Source organism: Anaerobutyricum soehngenii, assembly GCF_009697165.1.
GTDB classification, from domain to species: domain Bacteria; phylum Bacillota; class Clostridia; order Lachnospirales; family Lachnospiraceae; genus Anaerobutyricum; species Anaerobutyricum soehngenii.
The window spans coordinates 1-25,948 of sequence record NZ_VULP01000030.1; the positions used below are offsets into that span (position 1 = coordinate 1).

Consider the following 25,948-nt stretch of genomic DNA (forward strand, 5'->3'; position numbering starts at 1 on the left):
AGTACACGACTTTCCAGGGAAGGTGCTCTGAGACTTTTTTCTTTCTGTAAACTAATGACAGTATACAGAACAATCCAGAGACACGCAAGCTAATCATTATTACGCTATTTTAAGAGGTCAATAACAACTAGAACTATATGTACTTTAAGGTTGTATTTCCGTCTGTTATGACGATTGTATCTATGATCCATAATTCACCTCAAAACATTGATTTTCACCAATTGTTATTATATAATATATTTAGTGAAATATCTACGAAAGGAGTACATCTATGGAACAGATAACTATTACAGCTAAAATTCAAATAGTCGCAACGGAAACGGATAAAGTTTTGCTTGATGAAACTATGTCTGTTTATCGTAATGCCTGCAATTATGTTTCAGACTATGTATTCCATACTCACGACTTAAAGCAGTTTTCACTTAATAAGGTTTTGTATTCTACTTTACGGGAAAAGTTTGGTCTTAAATCGCAAATGGCTCAGTCTGTTTTGAAGACCGTTATCGCCAGATATAAGACCATTCTGGAGAATCAAAACGAATGGATCAAACCCTCGTTCAAAAAGCCTCAGTATGATTTGGTTTGGAACAGAGATTATTCCTTAACACAAAACCGCTTTTCAATCAATACGCTGAATGGTCGTGTGAAGTTATCTTATTTTGCAGATGGAATGTCTAAGTATTTCGACCATACGATCTATAAGTTTGGTACAGCTAAGCTTGTAAATAAGCATGGTAAGTATTATCTTCACATACCAGTAACCTATGATGTCGAAGAAAGTAATATTTCTGACATCTGTAATGTTGTGGGCATAGATAGAGGTATTAACTTTGTTGTTGCCACTTATGACAGCAAACACAAGTCTGGATTTGTTAGCGGTAAGGCTATAAAGCAAAAACGTGCTAATTATTCCAAACTTCGTAAAGAACTCCAAATGCGACGGACAGCATCTTCAAGACGAAGGATAAAAGCTATTGGTGGGCGAGAAAACCGTTGGATGCGGGATATTAACCATCAGGTGTCAAAGGCACTCGTTAAAAATAACCCAAAGCACACTCTCTTTGTATTAGAAGATCTGTCAGGTATTCGTAATGCTACAGAACGTGTTAAAACAAAAGACCGTTATGTTTCTGTATCATGGTCTTTCTATGACCTTGAGCAAAAACTAATCTACAAAGCAAAACAGAATCAGTCTTCTGTTATTAAGGTAGACCCTCGCTATACAAGTCAGTGCTGCCCTTGTTGTGGGCACGTTGAAAAGTCTAACCGCAATAAGAAGATACACCTGTTTACTTGTAAAAACTGTGGTTACAAATCTAATGATGACCGCATTGGAGCTATGAATCTGTATCGTATGGGAATAGACTATCTTGCAGATAGCCAAGTACCTGATACAGTTGTAACAGAGTAAACTCTGCTACAAAGGGTGCTGTCAACCACCCTATGATGTAACGCCACTTTAGATAGCAATATCTATCGGGGATTAAAGGTCGGAGGTGTAAGCCGTTAGTACGACTGGGCAGTTACAAGCCCATGACCTTTAGGTCGTGGGTAGTTGACAGAATGGTTGATATGAAATCATGTAATGATACTCCTTTTAAAATAGAGTATCACCAACAATAGATTGAGTATGCTAAATGAATTGAGTATAAATAAAACATAAAAATTATTCTGTAAAGTGAAGATATGTGATATAATACCTAAGCTGCCGAACCTCCAGCAGAAAGGAGGTGAATTCCTATGGGAGAAGTATTTACCAGTTTTCTTATCTCTGTCATAGCAGGAGTAGTTAGCTACTACATATGCAAATGGCTGGATAGGGATAAATAGGCAGCCACAGCCTAAACGGAGTAGTTCACCGTAACGAACAAGAAAACCCTCAGAGTTGCCGCTCTGAGGGTTTTCGTTTTGCCTATGGGAATTTACCAGTTTCCTTAGCTACGTTTATTATATGCCAGAGCAGGGAAAAAATCAACTAAGAAAAAGAAAGATATTACTTTTTTTGTTGTCATACAGAGAGAAGATGAGGAAGAATATAATCAAGAGTATAATTTACTGGTACAAAAAAGTCATTGAATCCTGCGGAGAAAAATTATAAAAAGATTCAGACAGAAAGCCCTTTTGGAGAATAATATTTCTTCAAAAGGATTTTTGATATATATGGATAATTCCTGATGAAAATCTATGTTAAACCATGTATAATAGGATTTGTGGATAATAAAAAATAAAAATGGATGAGGAATGAAAATGGAGGGAAATTTAACAAAAGGTCCTATTCTAAAAACGCTGACGAAACTTGCGGTTCCGATCATGGCGTCCTCGTTTCTGGGGACTTTGTACAACATCACGGACATGGCCTGGATTGGTCTGCTTGGTTCGAAGGCAGTTGCAGGTGTAGGTGTTGGAGGTATGTTTACCTGGCTTTCGCAGGGACTTGCAGCTATGGCTAGAATGGGTGGACAGGTGCATGTGGCACAGTGTATCGGACGTGGAGACAGAGAAAGGGCACACGGATTTGCACAGGCGGCAGTACAGCTTGCTGCATTTATGGGAATGGCATATGCAATTCTTTCGCTGCTTTTTACCAGACAGATGGTAGGATTTTTTCAGCTTGCAGATGCACAGGCTCATGCGGCGGCAATGTCATATACGAGGATTGCCTGTGGGCTGATCGTATTTTCTTTTATGACGCTGACACTGACTGGACTTTATACGGCACAGGGAGATTCAAAGACACCTTTTATAGCGAATCTTGTCGGCCTGGCCGCAAATATGGTTCTGGATCCTGTGTTGATTCTTGGAGTGGGGATGTTTCCGAAGCTTGGTGTTGTCGGGGCTGCAATTGCGACAGTGACAGCACAGGCGATCGTTATGAGTATCATGATAGTCGGAATTGTCATACAAAAGAAAGAAAATGTACTAAAAGGAACTAGGCTTTTGGCAAAAATCCCGTGGGAATATCTGCAGGGAATCTGTAAGATCGGAATTCCGACAGCAATACAGGGAATGGCATATTGTGCAATCTCCATGGTGCTGACACGTATGATCTCCGGGTATGGTGCAGAAGCTGTTGCAACGCAGAGAGTCGGAGGTCAGATTGAATCGATATCATGGAATACTGCAGATGGTTTTGCAGCGGCATTAAATGCCTTTATCGCACAGAACTATGGTGCGGGCAAAAATGATCGTGTCAAAAAAGGATATAAGGCTTCTTTGTGGACGGTTGGTATCTGGGGACTGTTGATCTCAGCTGTATTTATATGTATTCCGGAACCGATTGCCAGAATCTTTTTTCATGAACCCAAAGCAATCGCAACATCAGTTGAATATCTGATTATCATAGGTTTCAGTGAAGCTTTTATGTGTGTGGAACTGACGACAGTCGGTGCATTATCAGGGCTCGGCAGAACCCGACTTTGCAGTATCATCAGTATAGCTTTTACCAGTGCAAGAATTCCGCTGTCGATCATTCTTGGAGGTATTATGGGTCTGGATGGAATATGGTGGGCTATTTCTTCAACCTCAATTGTAAAGGGAATTATTTTTACCTGTACATTTTTATGGATCACAAGAAAACGACCTTCGCAGACGTAATGTTTGCGGAGGTTTTTCTTTTCTCAAATTTTAAGGCATCAGGCTGTGCCCGGAAGGGCATGGCCTTTTTTTATACCCAAAAACAGGTTGCAGATTTGAAAAAGCTTCCTTTTTAATTATGAAAAAAAGGACCGGAGAAGTGAGATTGCCATCGGATCATAAGATGAAAAAATAAATTCTTAAAAAATAAATCATGATAATAATGTGATGATATCACAGAAAACAAATGAATTTCAGATTATAATAAAGCCATAAAAGAAAAAAAGGAGGACTGTAAAATGTCTGCTATTAATATCAATAAAAATAATTTTCAGAATGAAATAATGGATTCCGAGAAAACCGTTCTTTTAGACTTTTGGGCTCCTTGGTGTGCTCCTTGTCGTATGGTGGTTCCTATCATAGAGGAAATTGCAAGTGAACGCCCTGATATTAAAGTTGGAAAGATCAATGTGGATGAGCAGCCTGAACTGGCAAGTAAATTTGGTATTATGAGTATCCCAACTTTGGTGGTTATGAAGAATGGGAAGATTGTACAACAGGTTTCAGGTGTGAGACCTAAGAATGCAATTTTAGAAATGCTTCAATGAGGAAAGGTGGAAAAATAAGATGAAGGTAATAATCGTAGGCGGTGTAGCCGGAGGAGCTACAGCTGCAGCAAGGATACGCAGACTGGATGAACATGCAGAAATTACTGTATTTGAAAGATCTGGATACATATCCTATGCGAATTGTGGGCTTCCATATTATATTGGAGACGTGATCACAGATCCGGAAGAACTTACATTGCAGACACCAGAGAGTTTTTTTAAACGTTTTCATATCAATATGAAAATTCATCATGAAGTTATCACCATACATCCGGATTGTAAAACTGTTTCAGTGAAAAATTTGGAGAATGGTGAGATATTTGAAGAAAACTATGATAAACTGATCCTCTCTCCAGGTGCAAAGCCAACACAGCCGAGACTTCCTGGAGTAGGTATTGATAAGCTTTTTACATTTCGTACAGTAGAAGATACTTTTCGGATAAAGAAATATATAAATAAGAATCATCCAAAATCGGTTGTATTGGCAGGTGGTGGCTTTATTGGTCTGGAACTGGCAGAAAATTTGAGGGAGCTAGGCATGGATGTTACAATTGTCCAGCGGCCTAAGCAGCTGATGAATCCTTTTGATCCGGATATGGCATCGATGATTCATAGTGAAATGAGAAAACACGGGATAAAACTGGTACTGGGCTATACAGTAGAAGGATTTAAAGAAAAAGACAATGGAGTGGAGGTTCTATTGAAAGATAATCCATCCCTTCAGGCTGATATGGTAGTACTGGCAATCGGCGTTACACCAGACACAGCATTAGCAAAAGAAGCGGGTCTGGAACTTGGCATCAAGGAAAGTATAGTAGTGAATGACAGGATGGAAACCTCTGTACCGGACATTTATGCTGCAGGTGATGCAGTTCAGGTAAAACATTATGTTACGGGTGAGGATGCACTAATCTCTTTAGCAGGACCTGCCAATAAACAGGGCAGGATCATCGCAGATAACATTTGCGGCGGTGATAGCCGTTATCTGGGCAGTCAGGGAAGCTCCGTTATCAAAGTATTTGATATGACAGCAGCCACTACAGGTATCAATGAAACAAATGCCAAAAAGTCAGGATTAGATATAGATACAGTAATTCTTTCTCCTATGAGTCATGCCGATTACTATCCTGGTGGAAAAGTGATGACCATGAAGGTGGTTTTTGAAAAGGATACGTATCGCTTGCTTGGTGCTCAGATTATTGGATATGAAGGCGTTGATAAACGTATCGATGTGCTGGCAACAGCGATCCATGCAGGACTGAGGGCAACCCAGCTGAAAGATCTGGATCTTGCATATGCACCACCATACTCATCAGCTAAGGATCCTGTAAATATGGCAGGATTCATGATAGACAATATAGAAAAAGGCACCTTAAAACAATGGCATCTGGAAGATATGGATAAGATTTCTAAAGATAAAAATGTTGTATTGCTGGATGTGAGAACGGTAGATGAATTCAGCAGGGGGCATATTGATGGATTCAAAAACATACCTGTAGATGAACTGAGAGAACGAATTAGTGAAATTGAGAAAGGAAAGCCTGTGTATCTGATATGCCAAAGTGGTCTGCGCAGTTATATTGCCAGTCGTATTCTGGAAGGAAATGGATATGAAACATACAACTTTTCCGGTGGATTCCGCTTCTATGACACAGTGGTTAATGACCGTGCGCTGATCGAAAGGGCATATGCATGTGGTATGGATTATTAAAAAATAATCATAATATTTTTATAATTTTCTTGTAGCATAAAAAGATTCCCCATTTATTAGAATGACTTTCATAATTCTGATAAATGGAGGATTCTTTAGATGTTACAGAAAAACAGTTTTATGATTTTTGTAGTGTTTCCAGTCTTTTCGAATCTAGGATTGTGATTTTGCCGCGGGAGAGTTTGACGAGTCCTTCGCCTTGAAAGTATCGGAGCATTCGAGTGATAACTTCCCTGTGGGAACCAAGATGATTAGCAATCGTCTCATGAGTGATTTTCAGCTCGTTTGTTCCTTCGATAGAGGTCTCTTCTAAAAGAAATGAAGCAACACGCTTATCCAAACTCTTCCACATGATTTGTTCAATCAGCCACATGACATCAGAAAAACGGGTGGCCATTAACTCATTGGTATAGTTTGCGACGGGAGCAGATTCCTTCATGATGTCCTTATAGATTTCAGCAGGGATGATCCAAAGATCAGTATCCTTTTCTGCTTCAATGGTTACTTCAAATTGAATGGAGCGTATGATACATGAGGCGGATAAAAGACACATATCCATATCGAACAAACGGTAAAGTGTAATTTCCCGTCCTTCATCTGAAAGTATGTAAGTTCGAAGCTGCCCGGATTTAACCAGTAATAATCCAGTACAATCCAGGTTTCCGTTGTGAATGATTGTTCCTTTTTTTACATCCCGTGTAATCAAATTGTCTGAAATTAGTTTTTTCTGTGCTGTATTTAAGTCATTCCATAGTGGAAAATAATTTTTGAAGTTCATAATAGTTATCTCCTTTACGAACATAGTATACTTACTTTTTTAAGATGCGTCAATTATATAATTGACATATGCCATAAATAAAAATATACTGACTATTAGACGATGGCAGTCTGCACTGGCATTGGTATTGACTTTGCCAGATATTTGGATTGTTACTGAAGATATGACGAGACAACCGAATCAGCCATGGCGTGCGGACAGGACAACACCTGTAATTATAATCACAGGCAATCCTGATGCTGTTGAAATTAAAAGGAATTCTGTTCTTTCTATGTCATTATCAATAGTTGATTTGCGTAGTTATTAGCGTTCAAGGTAAATTCTTATGTAATAATATCACAGAAGAATTTACCTTTTTTAGGTACAATAACGGTACCAAATTTGAAAGGGGAACAAAGCATTGGCAAAAAGAGTGGCAAGTGTCGATAAAAAAAGATGTGTTGCCTGCGGAGTATGTGAAAATACTTGTCCGCTGGCAGCGGTTAAAGTGCATCGTGGGTGTTATGCGGTAGTAGAAGAAACATTGTGTGTAGGATGTGGGAAATGTGCAAGGTCCTGTCCGGTAGGATGCATTGAAATGAAAGAGAGGGCAGCGGTGTGAAGAAAAAGAAACATTGGTATGAGTATTTATGGATATGGGCAATCCTTTATTTTGCTCTCGGTTTTTTTAATATATTGTTCGCCTGGTTTGGCATGATTGATTTTCTGTTGCCGTTAGGAATAGCAATATTCGGTGGAAATAAATTTTTCTGTAATCATTTGTGTGGACGTGGCCAGCTTTTTAGTAAGCTTGGTGGAGATTTAAAATGCTCAAGAACTAAACCAACCCCGCGATGGATGAGTTCAAAATGGTTCCGATATGGCTTTTTGATATTTTTCCTTACAATGTTTGGGAATATGGTATTTCAGACATATTTAGTTGGTGCCGGAGCATCCTCCTTGCGTGAAGCTATCAAACTATTCTGGACCTTCCGTGTTCCATGGGGATGGGCATACACTGCAGGAACAGTAGCTGATTGGGTGGCACAGTTTAGTTTTGGATTTTATAGTTTGATGCATACATCTTTGTTGTTAGGCTTGATTGTAATGGTGTTATATAAGCCTCGAACTTGGTGTACATTTTGTCCAATGGGAACAATGACGCAGGGTATATGTAAATTAAAAAATAATGAAAATAAGTAATACTATTAGGTGATTTATAAAGGGCATATGTCGAAAATGTTATGGGAAAAACGCATATCATGAAGCTGGCTTATGCGGCGTGTCAGGCATCAAAACATGATGTGTCATTTTCACAGAAAACAACAATGCTTTTCCGCCCAGATCAGTCAAGTATTGGGCGGCTGGTAAACAGAAATAAAAACCATCCAGATTAGAGCGTGATATAAAATATTGAAATTCTTATAAAGCTGTAAAAATCTACGTTGAATTTTACAGCTTTTTGTGTATAATAAAAGTAACAGAAACAATATGAATGTGGACCGCACGGTAGGTTGTATTTATGAGCGAGAAGCGAATGCGAGTGTTCGTTTTATCAAGGAAGGAGCTGAAAGAATATGGCAAATATTTTACCAGTATCTGATTTGAGAAACTATAATGAAGTTTTGAAAAACTGTCATAAAGGAGAACCAGTATACTTGACAAAGAATGGCAGAGGACGTTTTGTAGTTATGGATATTGAAGATTACGAGCGTGATCGTGCAGAGAAAAAGCTTTTGCTGAAGTTGCAGGAAGCCGAAGAAGCAGTAAAAGATGGCGAAGGTTGGCTGGATTTGGACGAACTGAAAGCACTTGTGGGGGAATAAAATGTTAAAACTGCGGATTAATCCTATTGTTGCAAAGGATCTTAAGAATATTCGGGATTATATTGCTGAGGATAACGAAGAATATGCCGCAAAGACCATAAAGGAACTTTACGGTAAATTTGAAAATCTTCAAATATTTCCGGAAATGGGTTCGGATCTTTCAAAACGAGTCAGCTTTCGGACAGATTATAAATATGCAATATGGGAAGATTATGTGATTATCTATAAAGTAAGAAAAGAGGATGTAGAGATTTATCGTGTAATTAACCGATATCAGGATATTACGAGAATCTTCGATTGATACACAATCATGATAACAAATTGATAACACCGTTCAGTATAGTCTGTGTCCCTTGGACAGTGGAACACATATAAAACCAGATAGAACTATAATTCCTATACAAAAGATGAAAATAAATGCATCCATTGCGGCAAATGCCTGAAAGTTTGCCCAAACAAAGCACTGCATTAGGAAAAATTTTAGGGAATGTTTGACTCACATGAATCAAATATTCCCCTGTTTGGAACAATTTATTTCTCAATAGCCCCTTCTATATATCCATACAGACTTGTTTTCCTATGCTTCAAAACCGATGAGAAGGGAGCCCGGCTCTGCGTAATAACTGCAAAGGGCTCTTGTTTTTTGAATCTTTCCATTAAAAATTCCAAATGTATTTTCAATCAATTTTTTTAATTCTAAAGCACCAGCTTCGTTATTGTTGTGAGCAATGATGATTTTTCCATCTGTATAACCACACTCTTTAAGATGATTGATCAGTTTTTTTAATGCTCTTTTTTCTCCTCTGCATTTATCAAGCGGTAATAAAGTTCCTTCCTCACTCGCCTTTCCAACGACTCTGACTCCTAATAAACCGATTCCGGCTGCAATTACCGGACTTATTCGTCCGTTCTTTGCAAAATTGTTTAAAGATGCCAGAGAAAAATACAGGTGTGTTTTATCTTTATATTCAAGAAGGGTTTTATAAATATCATCCGGAGCAAAACCAGCTTTTATGAGTTCAGCTATTTTTTCAATAAAAAGTGCGATTTCCGGTCCTGTAGATAAAGAATCTAAAACATATACTTTCCTGCCAGCATGATTCTGTTCATAGATGTCCTTAGCGATAACAGCACTGTTATATGTACCGGACAGGGTACTTGTAATGGTGATACAAAAGACAACATCGGCATCGCCAAAGGCATTCTCCCATTCGTGAGGACTTGGACTTGATGTCGATGTCTTCCCTTTATAAGAAGAAAGATCCTCCTGCATAGCTGTAAGATTAATCTTATCATCATCTACGTAATCGTTCTCCCCTACGATTACATGAAGTGGAACAATTCCGAAATCTATATCGGGTAAAGCTAAAAGATTTGCAGATGAATCTGCAACGATTTTCATTTTCATTTGTAACCTCCGTTAATAGTTTTAAATACTTTTATATCAGTTTTTAAAAAACTTATCAAAAGGTATAGTAAACCATACATATGTGTTTGTCAAGGTATTAAATAACTTTATTGCGGTTTTTTGGTATCTGATATATAATAATGTTTCAGAATTACGAGAGCAGCGTTAGCTACGGAGTAATTCGTGACATCATGTTAGGTCAAAATACCTTTAGAACCTGACATCATATAATAATATACTGCTAGGAAAAAGAGGTAAGTTATTTGGCGCTATGCTAATGAGACACTACCTCAGTCAGAAAGAAGGAATGTATTATGAAATTTTCAGCCAGAGACTATAGAATGCCAAGATATAAAGAAATTCCCAATGTAGGACTTTATCTTGAGCAGACAGTAAAGTACATTAATGAATGTTTAGCACCAATAGAAATTTCGATTACACCATCCATGTTAAGTAACTATGTAAAGAAGGGATATATTGACCGGCCGGTAAAAAAACAGTACTATGCGGATCAAATAGCATATGCGATTTATATTGTGATTATAAAGCAGGTTCTTTCTATGGATAATATAGCCTCCCTTTTTGTTTTACAAAAAGCAACCTATACGTTACCGGTTGCTTATGATTATTTTTGTTCAGAATTAGAAAAGACGCTTGTAGCTATATTTGAAGATAAAGAAGAACCAAAAAAGGAAACAGGAGATAGTTCATTTGAAAAAAAGATGCTTCGTAGCGTGATTATAGCGGTATCGCATATTATTTATTTAAATGACTGTTTTAAAAACAATTTACAGGACAATGCTTCCGATTCTATAAGACGAGCGAAATGAGCATATGTCAATTAAGTTATTGACATATGTTTATAATAGTTGTAGTATAGAGAAAAGATTGTGAAAGGAGTATCCTATGCCAAGACCGATAAAGTGCAGAAAAGTCTGCCATTTTCCAGATATATTGGAATTTCGACCATCCAATGAAAAGGGAGGAAGAGGGGAGGAAGATGAAAAAGAGGTGATTCTGCTGACAGTAGATGAATATGAAACGATTCGTCTTATAGATAAAGAAGGATATAGCCAGGAACAGTGTGCAGGCTTTATGCAGATTGCAAGAACGACTGTTCAGAGAATCTATGAGATCGCCAGAAAAAAAGTGGCAGATGCAATCATAGATGGACATCCTCTTCGAATTGAAGGAGGAGATTTCCAGATCTGCGATGGTAAAAGTAGTAAATGTGGTCTGGGTGGATGCTACAAACAAGAATTTTATCAAAAGTATGCAACAGAAAAAGGAGAAAGTATAATGAGAGTAGCAGTAACATATGAGAACGGACAGATTTTTCAGCATTTTGGACATACAGCGGAATTTAAAGTTTATGATGTACAGGATGGAAAAGTAATCCATTCTGAAGTTGTAGATACGAATGGAAGCGGACATGGCGCATTGGCCGGTGTTCTGAATGCATTGAAGGCAGATGTTCTTATTTGTGGCGGAATCGGAGGCGGAGCACAGATGGCTTTATCAGCGGCAGGAATTAAGCTTTATGGAGGCGTTTCCGGTGATGCAGATGCGGCTGTGGAAGCTTTTGTGAGCGGAACGTTAGATTACAACCCTGATGTAAAGTGCAGTCATCATGATCATGAACATGGAGAAGGACATACCTGTGGCGAGCATGGATGTGGAAGCCACAGCTGCCATTAATTGTTAATAAAGAATAGATTGCGAGGGGCTGTCGCGCTATTGTTCCAACTTTAGACTATTGAAAAACACAGAGAGACTCCATATATAAATCCACACTCGTTGAAGTACTTCGTCGGATTGTGTCCAGGTCAGTAAGACAAGAGATTGTCTTCTTCCCTTGGATGCAATCTCTCCTCGTTCTTCAAATAGTGCAGATTTATATATGGAGTCTCTCTATGTTTTATTTTTATCTCAGTCGAGAAGACTCCCACCTCTTTCAGGTGGTGAGTGACAGCAAATTTGTCTCAGTGGGAGTCCAATCTCCGACTGAGATAAACGCTCCGCGAGGATGCGCAGTGATTCTGTAAAGAATATGTCAGCTTACGCTGACCAGAATCACGCGCCAAGTCTCGCAGCGACTCGACTTGAATTTATCTCGGAACAATAGCCCGACAGCCATTTGCGTAAAAAAATCAAAGCTTGACAAAAAGGAAGCAGAACTATATAATCATAATCGTTCTAAATAGAACATTAATAAAGCGATATAACAAGGAGTAGAAATATGTTTTTTTGGGATCAGCATAAAACAATCACCAGCTGTTATGAACTATTTACGAGAAAAGTATGTGACAGGTATCAGCTAACGCAAATGGAATATGATATACTTATGTTTTTACATAATAATCCGAAGCATAATACGGCAGCAGATATCGTAAAGATTCGTAAATCAACGAAATCTCACGTATCTACTTCTCTGAAAGCATTAGAGAATAAAGGCTTGATTGAAAGAATTCAGAACACCCAGAATAAAAAGCATATTGAGATTGTTATATTAAATAAGGCAGAGTCCATTATCAAAGATGGAATGAAAGCACAGAAAGAATTCGCTAAAAATGCTTTAGATGGATTAACCGAAGAAGAAAAGTATATGTGCATGGCGGTATTTAATAAGATTTGTGCCAATGCAGATGCGTACTTAAAAAAATATGCAGAGGGAGAGAAAGAAAAATCATTTTTGTTATAACCAATTAATTAAAAAGGAGAAGTAAGAATGAGAGAAGAAAAATACCAGCCAAAGATGCCGGATATTATGGAAGCGATATTTGATGCCGGATATTTGATATTTGATTTAGTAGCAGCAATTTTATTTTTCACCTATGCAAAAGGAAATACGTTGTTTATTCTTTATGGAATATTAACATTGACTCTTGGCGGCGGAGATGCATTTCATTTAGTACCTAGAATCATAAGAGCTGCACGTGGAACGAATGACAGAATAAAGAAACAGCTTGGGATTGGGTTACAGATATCCTCAATTACAATGACTGTATTTTATATTATTTTAATGTATGTTTGGAAGTATACTTTCCCGGATTTTAATATACCTGCTGCAGTAAAAGCAATGGTATGGATTTCTGCGATCATGAGAATTGCTGTCTGTATTCTTCCACAGAATAACTGGTGTACAGAGGATGGAAATCTCAAGTTATCGATTATCAGGAATGCTGTTTTTGCTGTTACTGGTATAGGAGTCATTATTCTGTATACGATATCCGAAAATGCAAATGGATACCATATGACAAGAATGGTCGCAGCAATTATTATTTCCTTTGGCTGTTACCTTCCTGTAACATTATTTAGCAAAACAAAACCAAAAGTTGGATTACTGATGATTCCAAAGACATGTGCATATATGTGGATCATTGCAATGGGACTTCAACTGTTGTTTTAATAAATTAAGGTAAGTAAATTAATGGCAGCAGTGGATTGAAATAATGAATAATTTATAATAAAAAGAAGGAAGCCTATCATACAGCATCCATCTTTTTGTATATACCCTTTTACATTCTTCCATTTTTAAACATAAGCATCATTTCATTTGTAAGGCTGAAATCATCCGGTTGGAGTTCAAGCTCTTCTCTGGTCTTCCATTCTGCCAGTTTTAATTCAGATTCATCCATATGAATATCAGTGTCTCCATCCACATCACAATAGAAACCAGCAAGGATATCATCAACGATTCCCCATGGCTGCGATTTATAATAACGGATGTTTTTTACCCGCAGTCCGGTTTCTTCAAGTACTTCTCTTTGTACAGTCTCTTCCAAAGTTTCTCCAATTTCAGTGAAGCCAGCAACAAGTGCGTAGTGGGCAAAACCTGTACGATACTTTGTGACAAGAATTTTATCATCATTACATATGCCGACAATAACAGCAGGCACGATTCGAGGATAAATAACATGTCCGCAAGAAGGACATATTAAAGCTCGTTCTGTAGTAGAGTGGACAGTTTTATTTCCGCAGCATCCGCAAAAACGATTATTTTTATACCAGTTACGAAGCTGAAAGCCTGTGATGCCCGCAAAAATACGGTGCTTTGGGTGGACATTTTTTTTGCGAAGATTACGAATCGGGGTAAAGGTAAAGCCTTTTGGAAGTTGTGCAGGTTCCTGTTCTAATAAAAAGTAATGAGCATCATCGACAGAAAAAAGATAAGTAAGGGCATCTTTTTCAAAAGGAAATGTACCGTCTTTCGTTATAAAATCCTGAACGGTAGGGAAAAAGAGATAATTTTCGTAATCTTTATAAGAAGAGAGTTTGTGAAGAATCCCTTCTTTAGTGAAATATAAAACGATGCTGTCATTATCCGGTTTTGCATCAGTATCAAAATGGTTATCTAATTTATGTGGGTAAATATCCTGTATCATAATGTCTTTTAAACCTCCTGAAATTCAAGAATAGTATCATGATGTTAGCTACTCTCGTAATCCTATGATAGCAGAATAATGATTTAATGCAAGAGGATTTCCGCTCTTTCCTCTATTGAAAAAAATCAGGAGTTCATGATACAATTTATACAATACTGTTTAATTTTGATGAAACAGCTCTGATGGCAGGGAACAGTTACAGAGAGTAGATGTTTTTAGGGAATAAAAGAGTAAGAAAGAGTAAAAAAGAGTAAAAGGAAAGTTTGAGGAAAGGATATGACGAAGTTTTTTGTAAAGAAACCGTATTTTGTTCTGGTGACGGTAATCATTGTTTTGGTTGTTGGTTTTGTCAGTCTTGGTGAGATGCAGACAGATCTTCTTCCAGAGTTAGAACTGCCGTACATGGCGGTGATTACAACAGAAGTAGGAGCTTCTCCGGAAAAGGTGGAGAATGATGTTATTAAGCCGATGGAGAGTACGCTTGGTACGATTAATGGCGTAGAGAAACTGACAAGTACTTCTGCCAATAATTATGGGATGCTGATGCTTGAATTTGCGGAAGATACCAACATGGAAGCGGCGCTTGTTCGTGTGTCTAAGGCATTGAATTCGCTGAGTCTGCCGGAGGGATGTGGAACACCGAATATCATGGAAATCAGTGCGGATATGATGGCGACAATGTATGCCAGTGTCAGTTACGAAGGGAAGGATATTAAAGAGCTGTCTAATTTTGCAGAAAAGACGATCAAGCCATATTTAGAACGTCAGGATGGTGTAGCAAGTGTATCGGCTAACGGTCTTATTGAAGATCATGTAGAGATTCGTCTGAATGAGAAGAAGATTGACCAGATGAATGATAAGATTCTCGGGCAGACGAATGACAAGCTTCTTGAGGCAAGTGAGAAGATTGAAGATGCAAGGGCTTCTCTAAAAAAGAGTAAAGAACAGTTAAAAAAGCAGGAAAAGACGTTAAGCAGCAAGCAGCAAGAAACGAATCAGAAGCTTGCTGAGGCGCAGACAAAGCTTGCGGAGGCATTATCACAGAAAGCAGCATACGAAGCAGAACTTAATAGTCTGAAGGCAAGCCAGAGTGCATTAAAGGCAGAAAAAAAGGCATATAAAGAAGCAGGTCTTGAGAAGACATACCATACTTTAAATAATACATTCAAAAATTTAAATGTGACAATGGGTGAAGCTGCAAAACAGATGGGAATTACAATTCCGGAATCAGTGAAAGAGGCAATAAATCATCCAAAGCAGTTTGAAGCGTTTGTCTCCTGGATGGAGCAGATGGGGTATGGTGAACAGTTTTCTAAACTGACGATAGATTCTTTGAAGCAAATGTATAAAGCAGTGGAAGTTCGTCTTCCGCAGATTGATACAGAACTTTCTAATTTAAAAATAAAGATTAAAGTACAAAAGACGATTATTGATAAGTTAAAAGAGCAGATGAAAGGGCTTGATAAGCAGCAGTCAAAATTAATTGCAGGCGGCTATTCTGCAGCAGCCGGATTTGGTGCCGGTCAGGCACAGATCGCAGCAGGAAAGACACAGATAGAGTCAGCGCAGAAGGAATTAGATGATGCAGAGGATAAGCTGGAAGATTCCAGAAAGGCTGCCAGAGAGAACGCAAACATTGATGCATTGCTGAGTCTCGATACTTTATCAACAATGATTTCAGCACAGAATTTTTCAATGCCTGCAGGATATATCGAAGATAAGAGTGATCATCAGTGGCTTGTAGAAGTCGGAGATAATTTCACAAATGAAAAGCAGCTGAATAATCTTGTACTTACGAAGATTGATGGAGTAGGAAAGATTCGGGTGAAAGACGTTGCAGATGTGACCGTTGTAGATAATCAGGGCGAAGCTTATTCAAAAGTAAATGGAGAGAATGCCATTCTGTTATCTGTATTTAAAGGAAGTACATCGAATACAAGTACTGTATCCAAAGGAATTCAGAATGCATTTAAAAAACTGGAACAGAAATATAAAGGTCTTTCTTTTGCGATCATAATGAATCAGGGAGAGTATATCAATATCATTATAAAGAGTGTATTGAATAGTATTTTATTAGGTGCGGTACTCGCGATCATCGTCCTTGCCCTCTTCTTAAAAGATATACGTCCGACGATCATTGTTGCATTTAGTATTCCGTTTAGTGTATTATTTGCGATTATTATCATGTACTTTACCGGAATCAATATTAATGTTATGTCTCTAGCCGGACTTTGTCTTGGAATCGGTATGCTTGTAGACAACTCTATTGTAGTTATGGAAAATGTATATCGATTCAGCAATGAAGGCATGTCAGCGCCAAGGGCAGCAGTTCGGGGAACAGCACAGGTAGCGGGACCAATCTTAGCTTCTACACTTACAACAATCTGTGTATTTCTCCCGATGGTTTACACATCCGGTATGGTAAGTCAGTTATTGATTCCATTTGCATTTACGATATCGTATGCACTGATAGCCTCCCTGCTTGTGGCTCTTACCGTTGTCCCAACAATGGGTTCGGTAATTCTTCGAAAAGCAAAAGAGATAAAACAGCCATGGTTTGAGAAGATAAAAGACATTTATGGAAACATTTTAGAACTTGCACTTCGATTTAAAATCGTTCCGCTGCTTATCTCTATTGTATTGCTCATCATTTGTGTGATGCAGAGTATGCGGACAGGAATTGTTATGATGGATGATATGGACAGTAACCAGATTGCAGTCAGCATGACATTAGAAGATACGATCAAGAAAGAAAAGGCATACCAGACAGCCGATGAAGTAATGGGAATACTGACAGGAATAGACGGAATTAAGAAGGTGGCAGGTCTTGATGGCAATGCCAGTGTAACTTCAAGTATGATGGAAACCGGAGCAACAGATAATTATACAACATTTACTTTTAATATTATTACAGAAGAAAATATTAAAACAACCAAGGAATTCCGTAAGATCCGAAAAGATATCGAGAATAAGACAAAGAATGTACGATGTAAAAAACTTACGGTATCTTCCTCTGCAATAGGTGATATGTCCACTCTTAGCGGTGGGGGGCTTTCTGTCAATGTATACGGAGAAAATCAGCAGAAATTAATTAAGATCAGCGAAGATGTTGTAAAGATGATGAAAAATATCTCTGGAGTAAAAACAGCAACAAATGGTATCGAAACTGCCGATAAGATGTTACATTTAAAAATTAATCGAAATAAAGCAGCAGAACATGGTCTTACGATAGCACAGATTTATCAGGAAATCGCAAAACATACAACGACCGAAAAAAATGCGATTACCTTAAATATGGATGATAAAGATGTGGAAGTAAATCTGATCAATGAGACAGACAAACTCACCTATGAAAACATTTTAGATATGAAAATCGAAACCACAGAAAAAAATAGTGATGGCGAAGATGAAAAACATACATATAAACTGTCTGAATTTGCATCAGAAGACGATGGATACAGCATGGAAAGTATCACCAGAGAAAATCAAAAGCCGTATCTGACGGTAACAGCAGAATTAGAAGAGAATGCCAATGCTACCTTGTTATCAAGAAAACTTCAAGAAAAAATTGATAAATATAAAGCACCAGATGGTTACGAAGTAGAACTTGCCGGAGATGCAACACAGACAACAGAAATGTTAAAACAGATGGGAAAAGCATTAGCACTCGGCTTTTTGCTCATCTACCTTATCATGGTAGCACAGTTTCAGAGCCTCTTATCTCCGTTTATTGTTATATTTACCGTACCACTGGCATTTACAGGCGGAATGATCGGTCTTGGAATTTTCCATTTGTCCATTTCATCGATGGCATTAATGGGCTTCATGATCTTGATGGGAACCGTCGTAAATAACGGTATTGTATTTGTAGATTACGTCAATCAGCTGCGGATGGGCGGCATGGCAAAAAAAGAAGCACTGATCGAAACAGGAAAAACAAGGATGCGACCAATCCTCATGACCGCACTCACAACAATACTTTCTATGAGCGTTATGGTATTTTCACAGGATGCAGGAAATGCAATGCAGAAAGGAATGGCGGTTGTAGTCGCATTCGGCCTGTTATACGCAACACTTATGACATTGTTTATCATTCCGGTAATGTATGATATCCTCTATCGTAAGCAACCAAAAGAAATTGATATAGACGATACGGATTTGTAGATTTGGTGTAGACGAAAAAAGAAATAATACCCTATCCCAGATGCTCTGTAGTCGCTGTGTTTAAAATGCTCATCCGCATCTTAAACACGCTCCGAAGCCGCATCTGGGATAGGGTATTATTTCTTTTTTCTGTTTAATCGAAATCTGTAGTTGATAGGAATGGGGATTGCCAAAATCCCTTTTTCGAAAATCTTTCTAAATTTAGATATAGTCAAATGTAGAAAGAAAAAGTTTCTTATTATCTTATCTTCGTTAAAAAGGAATACCTTGAAATAAAATATAGAAACTATTAAAAATTAAACATAGTGCGAATCATAAGCTACGCAAAAAACGCAGGCCATTCGCACTTAAAAAAGGAAAAATAGTACAATATATTGCGATATAAAGCTAAAAATAGCGGACAAAAAAGTTGTTGAGGCTAGATATGTACATGATAGTTGAGGTATCACAATATGTTGCAGTCGCCTCCTTCTCGGAGGCGTGGATTGAAATATCTCGCTATCTACATTTCATTTAGATGTTAGGGTCGCCTCCTTCATGGAGGCGTAGTGAAATAGATATAATCCGGATAAACTATGTGGTGATGCTGTGGCTGTCGGGAAATAGATAGCTCCTAAAAATTTTTCATAAAAAGAAAAAAAGATGGCTAACGACAACCATCTTTTCTCCGTTCCATGTTATGATGGAACTATGCTAAAACAAGATTATTATAACGAATTTTTTGAAATGGGGCAACAGAAAATTAACTTTAGTTTCTTCGAATTGAGTTTACCTGACGATGATCCAGTCTATACCCTGAAAAAGTGATGGAGGATTTAGATTTTTCTGGCTTGTTAGCCAACTGTTCTCCGCTGAAAATCCTGAAACTTCAAAAAAATCTGCTCTAGATTGCCGTAGAGAATTATTTCATTGTCCAGACTTATGTAAGTAATGACCGGACAGATTATAATACATTGATTCCTGTGTTAGAAAAGCACAAAAACGCATTTGGAGAGATTTTGGAAGAAGTAACTGCAGACAGTGGTTATTGCAGTGAAAAGAATCTTTTGTATTTAAAGGAACATAAAATCTTCAGTTACATCAAGCTGCAGAGAAAAATAAGGTCATGAAGATTAACGAACCATGGGAAGCTTTAAAAGAGGATGCCCATGCAAATATACAGAGTGAGAAAGGAATTTTGAACCGGCAGCCCCTTCGTTTTTTGAGGCAAAATGAAGCATTTAGCGCAACCAAGCAAAATCAAACTTATAACAATTCTTTGTTCTTTAGATGACTTAATACAATTTAGTCAAAAGACACACACTTCTGGAGAATCCCCATTCCTGCCTAACTGTGGATTTGGAATAGTCAGAAAAAAGAAAACCTATCCTATCCCAGATGCGGCTTGGGAGCGGGTTTAAGATGCGGATGAGCATCTTAAACCCAGCGACTACAGAGCAGATGGGATAGGATAGGTTTTCTTTTTTCGTCTGTACCAAATCTACAGATTAAAATTTGTCGTATAGACCAAAGAAGAAGATGAAGAGGACGATGAGCGGAAGTATATAAGAGATATATCCTCTCATCCAGTTCTGTATTTTCAGGCCTTTTCCGGTATTGGCTTCTGTAGTGAAGTTCTTCCAGCCCCAGCCGTATCTGCTTGTACAGAATAAAAGATATACAAGAGAACCGAGAGGTAAGAACAGATTACTTACTAAGAAGTCTTCAAAATCAAGCACAGCACCGCCAAATACTGCAAAGATATCACTGCTCCATAAGTTATATCCAAGGACACATGGAACAGAAAGCAGAATGATGGCAATTGCATTGATAAAGCTGGATTTCTTTCTACTCCATCCGGTTAATTCCATACCGCAGGAAATGATATTCTCAAATACGGCAAGAATAGTAGAAAAAGCGGCAAAGGACATAAATATGAAGAATAAACTTCCCCATAATTTACCCATAGGAATATGATTAAAAATATTCGGCAGAGTAATGAAGATAAGCCCAGGGCCGGAAGTCTGGTCTACATGGAATGTAAAGCAGGCAGGGAAAATGATGAGTCCGGATGTAATAGCTACAAAAGTGTCTAATAAAGCGATATTTAAAGATTCTCCGAGCAGGGAGCGTTCTTTTCCAATATAACTTCCAAAAATAGACATAGCACCAATACCGAGACTTAAAGTAAAGAATGCCTGATTCATCGCTCCGGTAATTGTTTTGATGATTCCGATTTCTTTCATTCGTTCAAAGTCAGGAATTAAATAAAAGCTTAATCCTTCTTTGGCACCATCCATAAAAAAGCTGTTAATGGCAAGAATGACCATAATAAATAAAAGAGAGATCATCATTACCTTTGTTACTTTTTCAAGACCGTTTTGTAATCCGATGGAGCAGACTAAGATACCTGCGATAACAATAATAACCATCCAAAAGCCCATAACCTGTGGCTGGCTGAGCATGGTATTAAACTGTGAAGCTACAGCATCGGAATCCAAACCTGTAAACTTTCCTGTTGCAGTCAGATAGAAGTAATGAAGCATCCATCCAGCAACTGTTGTGTAAAACATCATTAATAAATAGCAGCCGATTAGTGTAATGTAACCATGAATATGCCATTTCTGTCCCGGCTTTTCCAAAGCATAGTAAGCTTTTACCGGGCTTTTTTGACTGGCTCTTCCAACTGCAAATTCCATTGTCATAATAGGAAGTCCGAGAATTAACAGGAAAAGAAGGTAGAATAACACGAAAGCGCCACCGCCTCCCTGACCTGCCATATAAGGGAACTTCCATACATTTCCTATTCCGATAGCACAACCAGCAGAAATAAGAATAAATCCAAGACGAGAACCTAACCTTTCTCTTTCCTTCATAAGTACCTCCCTTATAAAATAATGTATTCTCGGAATTTTCTCACAAAATCAAGCACAAAAAGATTCCGAAAGTACATAATAGTGTATAAATACCTCGGAAATTATATAGTTTTACCAGAAAAATGTCAAGGATACCTTTTCTTGATTTTGTGGGATTCTCTGATATAATGATGTTAGGGTCAAAATGTATTTTACCCCTAACATCAATTATAATTAAAAATAACAATGTACTCAAAATGATTTTGAAAGAATAGAGTGAGGGAGAAAAAATGACAGTAAAAGAATGTTATGAACTGATGGGCTCAGATTATGAAGGTGTTCTGGGAAGATTAGGAAGCGAGGCTATAGTTAAGCGTTTCGCATTAAAATTCTTACAGGATCCAAGTTTTGCTCAGTTAAAAGAAAGTCTTGCTAAGAATGATGGAGAAGAGGCATTTCGTGCAGCACATACATTAAAAGGTGTGTGTCTGAATCTGGGATTTGATGAACTTTTTGAAGTGAGTGCGGAACTTACAGAAAAGTTAAGAGAGAGAAAAACTGCAGGAAGTGAAGAATTATTTCAGAAGGTATCACAAAAGTATCAGAAAACAGTGACGGCAATCCAGGGCTTGGAATAGATTGGAGATTTGTAGATTGTACGTTATTTAGAAAAGATGAACCCCTGAAAAGTATAGAAGAGGAAACGGAATTGTTTTAGGCTGCTATACTTTTCAGGGGTTTTATCTGTGGTGAAAAGAGAGAAGATTACGCGGTCTTTGCTCCGGCTTTTCTGCGTACCCATCCCATAAAGCGGGCAAACTCTCTTTTGTTTGTAAATATTTCTTCATAACAATTCAGTATTTCTGAAACCATCTGCCGCATATAGGCCGTATCATTCTCATTGCACATTTCCTGGGAAAGATAGTTATCGTGTAATTCCTGAATTCTGTTCTTTAACTGTGAAGAAGAATCAAGTTTCTTACAGATTGGCATGGACATCTGCTCTAAAGCACCGTCTCTCATCCATCTAGTCATCTTCTTCTCGTAAGCATAATGTTCGGGAATGGTTCCCTCAAAAATTGTATTGTGTGGATAAGTAAAATAATCTTCTACATAATGCAGGACCCAGCCAAGTTTTAAATAAGAAAAACAACCGCCCCGGCCCTTCTCTTCCAAAACTTCCATGTGATTTATTATTTTATCAAAAGTCGCTTCCCACGTATGTCCTTCCAAATAGGTGTATACAAATAAATCCGGTAATATACTACCAAGCAACAAAGCTGCTTTATGAGTTTTGTGCATATTCCCTGTTAATGACTTTGTCACAACTAAATGTCCTATTTTATCCATTAATTTAATTTCTCCTTTTAAAAACAGAATGTCCTTTCGGAATGTTTTCGTGCCTGACGTTGTGAGTACATCACATAATTTGATATACTTTTGTTATTATACACTTTCTTTCTGTCTTGTTGGTCGAATTCACCTAATCGTAAGAAATACTTAAAGATTGTGAATTGTTAACTCAAATATGCCGAAATGCGTTGACAATTAAAATTTACCATGCTACATTTAATGATGTTAGGGGCAAATACCTTTTGACCCTAACATCATTAAATGACAGAAAGTTAAAACAGAAGTGTTTGGTTGTATGCATTTTCGGAAAGGATTTTACTATGAGTTCAATGATAACTGCGGATACAATACGAAAAATATTATCGGATAATATAAATAAAGAATATTCATTTTCCAGAGAAGAAGCGATTGCAATTATGAATCTTCCGGAAGAAGATATGCCTTTTCTTATGGAAATGGCAGGAAGTTTACGTAAAAAATATAAGGGGAATCATGTGAGTATTCATCTGCTCACGAATGCCCGAAGTGGAAACTGTTCTCAAAACTGTGCTTATTGTGCACAATCATGCCGTTCGAAAGCAGATATTGAAAAATACAAATGGGTTGATGATGAAAAGTTATACAGTGATAATGCATTTGTACATGACAATCATCTTTCAAGACATTGCATCGGTCTTAGTGGAATGAAGTTTACGGATGAAGATATCGAAGAACTTGCTGAAAAAATTCGTGTTATGAAAGCAGACGGAACACATCTTTGCTGTTCCATTGGTTTTCTTACGGAAAAACAGGCATTAATATTAAAAGAAGCCGGATTAGACCGTATCAATCACAATCTTAACAGCAGCCGGTCTTACTACCATAATATATGTACAACTCACACTTACGAACAACGTGTAAATAATATACATATGCTTCAGCGCCTCGGTTTTGAAATTTGCAGCGGAGGGATTATCGGTATGGGAGAAAGTAAAGAAGATATCGTAGATATGCTCCTCGATCTTCGTGAGATTCAACCGGAAGCACTTCCGATTAACTTCCTGCTTCCGATACCGGGAACTCCACTAGAACATGCAGACACTACAGTACTCACCCCGTCTTACTGCATGAAAGTTTTATGTCTTGCCCGCTTGTTAGTTCCTCAATCAGATATCCGTTGTGCGGCTGGAAGAGAAGTTTATTTTAAAGGACGAGAGAAAGAATTACTCAGTGTTGTAGATTCTATCTTTGCCTCTGGTTATCTGACAGCAGATGGACAGGGAATCTCAGATACGATAAAAACAATTACGGATGCAGGATTTGTATATGAAATAGAATCTGATTGATTTCTGGCAATATAGACAATTTAATAGAAGAAGATAGCAAAAAAGCTCTGGATTTTAGTTATATTTAAAAAATTCAGAGCTTTTTTTTATAAATGATGAAAAATGCAGGGAATAACTTTAAAAATTTATTTTATGTTCTGAAAATGAAATAAAAATTAGGAAATGCCTTGACAAAATGAAGGAAAAGGTCTATAAAGCTTCATGTATACAAAAGGTATACATAAGGAAGGAGAGGACTTAGAAATGAATACATTAGTAATTGTTTTAATTGCGGCAGTTTTATTAACAGCGGCATATGTATTTTATGGCAGGTGGCTTTCTAAAAAATGGGGAATTGATCCAAAGGCGGAAACACCAGCACATAAATTTGAAGATGGACAGGATTATGTTCCGACCGATGGCTGGACAGTATTTAGTCATCAGTTTTCTTCTATTGCGGGAGCAGGACCTGTAACTGGAGCGATTCAGGCAGCAGTATTTGGCTGGCTTCCCGTACTCTTATGGGTATTAATCGGAGGTATTTTCTTCGGAGCAGTTACTGATTTTGGCGCATTATATGCCAGCGTAAAAAATGATGGTAAGTCGATGGGACTTTTGATTGAAAAATATATTGGCAAGCTTGGAAGAAAGTTATTTCTTGCATTTTGCTGGTTATTTACTTTAATTGTTATCGCAGCATTTGCTGACATGGTTGCAGGTACATTTAATGCGTATACAGTAGACACAAACGGAGTGATCCGTCTTGCAGATACTGCAAAGACAAACGGAGCAGCAGGAACAATTTCCCTGTTATTTATTGTATTCGCAATGATTTTCGGACTGATTCACAAACATTTTCAACTGACAGGCTGGAAAGAGACAGTGGTTGGTTTAGTATGTACAGTAGCAGCACTTGCGATTGGTATGGCAATGCCAATTACTTTAGGAAAAGATGGATGGACATATATTACATTTATTTACATTTTCTTTGCAGCAGTATTGCCAATGTGGTTATTAAAGCAGCCACGTGATGCAATGACAACGTATATGTTTATCGGAATGATTGCAGGTGCAGTAGTAGGTTTGCTTGTAGCACATCCAAGTATGAATCTTCCTGTATTTACAGGATTTCATAACGAACAACTTGGAAATCTGTTTCCTATTTTGTTTGTTACCGTTGCCTGCGGAGCAGTTTCCGGCTTCCACAGTCTGGTATCTTCCGGAACTTCCTCCAAAACAATATCGAATGAAAAAGATATGTTAAAAGTTGGATATGGCGCAATGGTCTTAGAAAGTTTACTGGCAGTGATTGCTTTATGCGTAGCTGGTGCAGCGGCTTCTGCTAATGGAACGCCGGCTGACGGAACACCATTCCAGGTATTTTCAAGTGGTGTAGCTGGATTCTTTGAAATGTTTGGAATCCCTGTATACGTAGCACAGTGCTTTATGACGATGTGTGTATCCGCACTTGCACTTACAAGCTTAGATGCAGTGGCACGAATTGGCCGAATGAGTTTTCAGGAACTGTTCAGCGTAGATGATATGACACATGCAGAAGGCTGGAGAAAGCTTTTATGCAATACATATTTCTCTACGATCGTCACTTTACTGGCAGCATTTATCTTAACAAGAATAGGATATGCGAATATCTGGCCGCTGTTTGGCTCTGCAAATCAGCTTTTATCAGCATTAGTGTTAGTGACACTTTGTGTATTCTTAAAAGTAACAGGAAGAAGCAACAAGATGTTATTCCCTCCACTGATCATCATGCTTTGTGTAACTGGAACTGCATTAGTAGAGAGAACGATTTCACTTGTACAGGCATTCTCAGCCGGAACAGCAACATTCTTAGTAGAAGGATTACAGCTTATCATTGCTGTTTTATTAATGATCCTTGGCGTGATCATTGTAGTAAATTCACTTAGAGCATATTTTGCATCCAAAAAGAATTCAGAAACGATTTAGCTGATATGCCCTTCATCCTATTTAGTTTATCTCAGTCGAGAAGATTCCCACCTCTTTCAG

The 25,948-nt window shown here is 37.9% G+C and carries 22 protein-coding genes and 3 pseudogenes; 19 read left to right on the forward strand and 6 right to left on the reverse strand.

Annotation, left to right across the window (positions count from 1 at the left end; all coding sequences use genetic code 11):
• Nucleotides 1–125: 125 nt before the first annotated feature.
• A pseudogene (locus FYJ25_RS15235) lies at nucleotides 126–191 on the reverse strand (IS200/IS605 family transposase); the annotation flags it as partial.
• A gap of 80 nt (nucleotides 192–271) precedes the next feature.
• On the opposite strand from FYJ25_RS15235, the gene FYJ25_RS11900 reads away from it, so the two are divergent.
• The 4 genes from FYJ25_RS11900 to FYJ25_RS11915 all read left to right on the forward strand — a co-directional run bounded on the left by FYJ25_RS11900 (nucleotide 272) and on the right by FYJ25_RS11915 (nucleotide 5,892).
• Entirely contained in the window at nucleotides 272–1,411 is a 1,140-nt protein-coding gene (locus FYJ25_RS11900; RefSeq protein ID WP_154581382.1) for an RNA-guided endonuclease TnpB family protein, read from the forward strand.
• 836 nt (nucleotides 1,412–2,247) lie between these two features.
• Nucleotides 2,248–3,594 (forward strand): MATE family efflux transporter, encoded by a 1,347-nt coding sequence (locus FYJ25_RS11905; protein WP_154581383.1) that lies wholly within the window; start codon nucleotides 2,248–2,250, stop codon nucleotides 3,592–3,594.
• Between the two features lie 278 nt (nucleotides 3,595–3,872).
• Nucleotides 3,873–4,181 carry a thioredoxin gene (gene trxA, locus FYJ25_RS11910; RefSeq protein WP_147608992.1) on the forward strand — a complete coding sequence of 103 codons (309 nt, stop codon included), beginning with the start codon at nucleotides 3,873–3,875 and terminating at the stop codon, nucleotides 4,179–4,181.
• Between the two features lie 19 nt (nucleotides 4,182–4,200).
• The gene (locus FYJ25_RS11915; protein ID WP_154581384.1) at nucleotides 4,201–5,892 is read left to right on the forward strand and encodes an FAD-dependent oxidoreductase; all 1,692 of its coding nucleotides are present in this window, start codon (nucleotides 4,201–4,203) and stop codon (nucleotides 5,890–5,892) included.
• 118 nt (nucleotides 5,893–6,010) lie between these two features.
• Here the strand turns inward: FYJ25_RS11915 and FYJ25_RS11920 are convergent, their stop codons facing one another.
• Nucleotides 6,011–6,670, reverse strand: a complete 660-nt coding sequence (locus FYJ25_RS11920) for a Crp/Fnr family transcriptional regulator (protein WP_243145745.1) — start codon at nucleotides 6,668–6,670, stop codon at nucleotides 6,011–6,013.
• A gap of 400 nt (nucleotides 6,671–7,070) precedes the next feature.
• Between FYJ25_RS11920 and FYJ25_RS11925 the strand changes: the two genes are divergently transcribed.
• From FYJ25_RS11925 to FYJ25_RS15170, 6 genes and pseudogenes are all read left to right on the forward strand, one after another.
• Nucleotides 7,071–7,271, forward strand: a complete 201-nt coding sequence (locus FYJ25_RS11925) for a 4Fe-4S binding protein (protein WP_147608989.1) — start codon at nucleotides 7,071–7,073, stop codon at nucleotides 7,269–7,271.
• The gene (locus FYJ25_RS11930; RefSeq protein WP_330578354.1) at nucleotides 7,268–7,852 is read left to right on the forward strand and encodes a 4Fe-4S binding protein; all 585 of its coding nucleotides are present in this window, start codon (nucleotides 7,268–7,270) and stop codon (nucleotides 7,850–7,852) included. The genes FYJ25_RS11925 and FYJ25_RS11930 overlap by 4 nt, the downstream gene beginning before the upstream one ends.
• A 59-nt stretch (nucleotides 7,853–7,911) precedes the next feature.
• Complete coding sequence (locus FYJ25_RS14775) at nucleotides 7,912–8,046, forward strand: hypothetical protein (RefSeq protein ID WP_264470660.1); 135 nt, start codon at nucleotides 7,912–7,914, stop codon at nucleotides 8,044–8,046.
• Between the two features lie 180 nt (nucleotides 8,047–8,226).
• Complete coding sequence (locus tag FYJ25_RS11940) at nucleotides 8,227–8,475, forward strand: type II toxin-antitoxin system prevent-host-death family antitoxin (RefSeq protein ID WP_021905858.1); 249 nt, start codon at nucleotides 8,227–8,229, stop codon at nucleotides 8,473–8,475.
• Nucleotide 8,476: 1 nt separating this feature from the next.
• Nucleotides 8,477–8,776, forward strand: coding sequence for a type II toxin-antitoxin system RelE/ParE family toxin (locus FYJ25_RS11945; RefSeq protein WP_096240980.1), 300 nt, complete (start codon nucleotides 8,477–8,479; stop codon nucleotides 8,774–8,776).
• A 99-nt stretch (nucleotides 8,777–8,875) separates the two neighbouring features.
• Nucleotides 8,876–8,947 (forward strand): annotated as a pseudogene (locus FYJ25_RS15170) (4Fe-4S binding protein); the annotation flags it as partial.
• A gap of 105 nt (nucleotides 8,948–9,052) precedes the next feature.
• Here FYJ25_RS15170 and FYJ25_RS11955 read toward each other — a convergent pair.
• The gene (locus FYJ25_RS11955) at nucleotides 9,053–9,883 is read right to left on the reverse strand and encodes a DegV family protein (RefSeq protein ID WP_154581386.1); all 831 of its coding nucleotides are present in this window, start codon (nucleotides 9,881–9,883) and stop codon (nucleotides 9,053–9,055) included.
• Between the two features lie 314 nt (nucleotides 9,884–10,197).
• Between FYJ25_RS11955 and FYJ25_RS11960 the strand changes: the two genes are divergently transcribed.
• The 4 genes from FYJ25_RS11960 (at nucleotide 10,198) to FYJ25_RS11975 (ending at nucleotide 13,292) form a co-directional block, all read left to right on the forward strand.
• Nucleotides 10,198–10,713, forward strand: a complete 516-nt coding sequence (locus FYJ25_RS11960; RefSeq protein ID WP_167513824.1) for a DUF1836 domain-containing protein — start codon at nucleotides 10,198–10,200, stop codon at nucleotides 10,711–10,713.
• Nucleotides 10,714–10,789: 76 nt separating this feature from the next.
• On the forward strand, nucleotides 10,790–11,581 hold the full coding sequence (locus FYJ25_RS11965) for a NifB/NifX family molybdenum-iron cluster-binding protein (RefSeq protein WP_154581387.1): 792 nt from the start codon (nucleotides 10,790–10,792) through the stop codon (nucleotides 11,579–11,581).
• Nucleotides 11,582–12,122: 541 nt separating this feature from the next.
• Nucleotides 12,123–12,584, forward strand: a complete 462-nt coding sequence (locus tag FYJ25_RS11970; RefSeq protein WP_154581388.1) for a MarR family winged helix-turn-helix transcriptional regulator — start codon at nucleotides 12,123–12,125, stop codon at nucleotides 12,582–12,584.
• Nucleotides 12,585–12,611: 27 nt separating this feature from the next.
• The gene (locus tag FYJ25_RS11975; RefSeq protein WP_154581389.1) at nucleotides 12,612–13,292 is read left to right on the forward strand and encodes a hypothetical protein; all 681 of its coding nucleotides are present in this window, start codon (nucleotides 12,612–12,614) and stop codon (nucleotides 13,290–13,292) included.
• A gap of 109 nt (nucleotides 13,293–13,401) precedes the next feature.
• Here the strand turns inward: FYJ25_RS11975 and nudC are convergent, their stop codons facing one another.
• Nucleotides 13,402–14,268 (reverse strand): NAD(+) diphosphatase, encoded by an 867-nt coding sequence (gene nudC, locus FYJ25_RS11980; protein WP_154581390.1) that lies wholly within the window; start codon nucleotides 14,266–14,268, stop codon nucleotides 13,402–13,404.
• A 276-nt stretch (nucleotides 14,269–14,544) separates the two neighbouring features.
• Here nudC and FYJ25_RS11985 point away from each other — a divergent pair, with 276 nt between their 5' ends.
• Together FYJ25_RS11985 and FYJ25_RS15240 are read left to right on the forward strand one after the other, a co-directional pair.
• Nucleotides 14,545–18,432, forward strand: a complete 3,888-nt coding sequence (locus FYJ25_RS11985) for an efflux RND transporter permease subunit (protein ID WP_154581391.1) — start codon at nucleotides 14,545–14,547, stop codon at nucleotides 18,430–18,432.
• Nucleotides 18,433–19,319: 887 nt separating this feature from the next.
• Nucleotides 19,320–19,681, forward strand: a pseudogene (locus FYJ25_RS15240) (hypothetical protein); the annotation flags it as partial.
• Between the two features lie 238 nt (nucleotides 19,682–19,919).
• Here FYJ25_RS15240 and FYJ25_RS11995 read toward each other — a convergent pair.
• Complete coding sequence (locus FYJ25_RS11995; RefSeq protein ID WP_096240973.1) at nucleotides 19,920–21,287, reverse strand: sodium-dependent transporter; 1,368 nt, start codon at nucleotides 21,285–21,287, stop codon at nucleotides 19,920–19,922.
• Nucleotides 21,288–21,556: 269 nt separating this feature from the next.
• Here FYJ25_RS11995 and FYJ25_RS12000 point away from each other — a divergent pair, with 269 nt between their 5' ends.
• The gene (locus FYJ25_RS12000) at nucleotides 21,557–21,904 is read left to right on the forward strand and encodes an Hpt domain-containing protein (RefSeq protein ID WP_154581392.1); all 348 of its coding nucleotides are present in this window, start codon (nucleotides 21,557–21,559) and stop codon (nucleotides 21,902–21,904) included.
• A gap of 127 nt (nucleotides 21,905–22,031) precedes the next feature.
• Here the strand turns inward: FYJ25_RS12000 and FYJ25_RS12005 are convergent, their stop codons facing one another.
• Complete coding sequence (locus FYJ25_RS12005) at nucleotides 22,032–22,616, reverse strand: zinc dependent phospholipase C family protein (RefSeq protein WP_096240972.1); 585 nt, start codon at nucleotides 22,614–22,616, stop codon at nucleotides 22,032–22,034.
• Between the two features lie 332 nt (nucleotides 22,617–22,948).
• Here FYJ25_RS12005 and bioB point away from each other — a divergent pair, with 332 nt between their 5' ends.
• Nucleotides 22,949–23,944: a biotin synthase BioB gene (gene bioB, locus FYJ25_RS12010; RefSeq protein ID WP_154581406.1), complete on the forward strand. Its 996-nt coding sequence runs from the start codon at nucleotides 22,949–22,951 to the stop codon at nucleotides 23,942–23,944.
• A gap of 243 nt (nucleotides 23,945–24,187) precedes the next feature.
• Nucleotides 24,188–25,888 carry a carbon starvation CstA family protein gene (locus FYJ25_RS12015; protein WP_154581393.1) on the forward strand — a complete coding sequence of 567 codons (1,701 nt, stop codon included), beginning with the start codon at nucleotides 24,188–24,190 and terminating at the stop codon, nucleotides 25,886–25,888.
• Nucleotides 25,889–25,948: the final 60 nt, after the last annotated feature.

What these genes read in the sequence shown, in the direction of transcription:
- FYJ25_RS11970 (WP_154581388.1), top strand. Translation starts at nt 12,123, where the DNA reads ATGTTTTTTTGGGATCAGCATAAAACAATCACCAGCTGTTATGAACTA.
- FYJ25_RS11915 (WP_154581384.1), top strand. Translation starts at nt 4,201, where the DNA reads ATGAAGGTAATAATCGTAGGCGGTGTAGCCGGAGGAGCTACAGCTGCA.
- FYJ25_RS11995 (WP_096240973.1), bottom strand. Translation starts at nt 21,287, where the DNA reads ATGAAGGAAAGAGAAAGGTTAGGTTCTCGTCTTGGATTTATTCTTATT.
- FYJ25_RS12005 (WP_096240972.1), bottom strand. Translation starts at nt 22,616, where the DNA reads ATGGATAAAATAGGACATTTAGTTGTGACAAAGTCATTAACAGGGAAT.
- trxA (WP_147608992.1), top strand. Translation starts at nt 3,873, where the DNA reads ATGTCTGCTATTAATATCAATAAAAATAATTTTCAGAATGAAATAATG.
- FYJ25_RS12000 (WP_154581392.1), top strand. Translation starts at nt 21,557, where the DNA reads ATGACAGTAAAAGAATGTTATGAACTGATGGGCTCAGATTATGAAGGT.
- FYJ25_RS11945 (WP_096240980.1), top strand. Translation starts at nt 8,477, where the DNA reads ATGTTAAAACTGCGGATTAATCCTATTGTTGCAAAGGATCTTAAGAAT.
- bioB (WP_154581406.1), top strand. Translation starts at nt 22,949, where the DNA reads ATGATAACTGCGGATACAATACGAAAAATATTATCGGATAATATAAAT.
- nudC (WP_154581390.1), bottom strand. Translation starts at nt 14,268, where the DNA reads ATGATACAGGATATTTACCCACATAAATTAGATAACCATTTTGATACT.
- FYJ25_RS11965 (WP_154581387.1), top strand. Translation starts at nt 10,790, where the DNA reads ATGCCAAGACCGATAAAGTGCAGAAAAGTCTGCCATTTTCCAGATATA.
- FYJ25_RS14775 (WP_264470660.1), top strand. Translation starts at nt 7,912, where the DNA reads ATGAAGCTGGCTTATGCGGCGTGTCAGGCATCAAAACATGATGTGTCA.
- FYJ25_RS11900 (WP_154581382.1), top strand. Translation starts at nt 272, where the DNA reads ATGGAACAGATAACTATTACAGCTAAAATTCAAATAGTCGCAACGGAA.
- FYJ25_RS11940 (WP_021905858.1), top strand. Translation starts at nt 8,227, where the DNA reads ATGGCAAATATTTTACCAGTATCTGATTTGAGAAACTATAATGAAGTT.
- FYJ25_RS11985 (WP_154581391.1), top strand. Translation starts at nt 14,545, where the DNA reads ATGACGAAGTTTTTTGTAAAGAAACCGTATTTTGTTCTGGTGACGGTA.
- FYJ25_RS11905 (WP_154581383.1), top strand. Translation starts at nt 2,248, where the DNA reads ATGGAGGGAAATTTAACAAAAGGTCCTATTCTAAAAACGCTGACGAAA.
- FYJ25_RS12015 (WP_154581393.1), top strand. Translation starts at nt 24,188, where the DNA reads ATGAATACATTAGTAATTGTTTTAATTGCGGCAGTTTTATTAACAGCG.
- FYJ25_RS11960 (WP_167513824.1), top strand. Translation starts at nt 10,198, where the DNA reads ATGAAATTTTCAGCCAGAGACTATAGAATGCCAAGATATAAAGAAATT.
- FYJ25_RS11955 (WP_154581386.1), bottom strand. Translation starts at nt 9,883, where the DNA reads ATGAAAATGAAAATCGTTGCAGATTCATCTGCAAATCTTTTAGCTTTA.
- FYJ25_RS11920 (WP_243145745.1), bottom strand. Translation starts at nt 6,670, where the DNA reads ATGAACTTCAAAAATTATTTTCCACTATGGAATGACTTAAATACAGCA.
- FYJ25_RS11975 (WP_154581389.1), top strand. Translation starts at nt 12,612, where the DNA reads ATGAGAGAAGAAAAATACCAGCCAAAGATGCCGGATATTATGGAAGCG.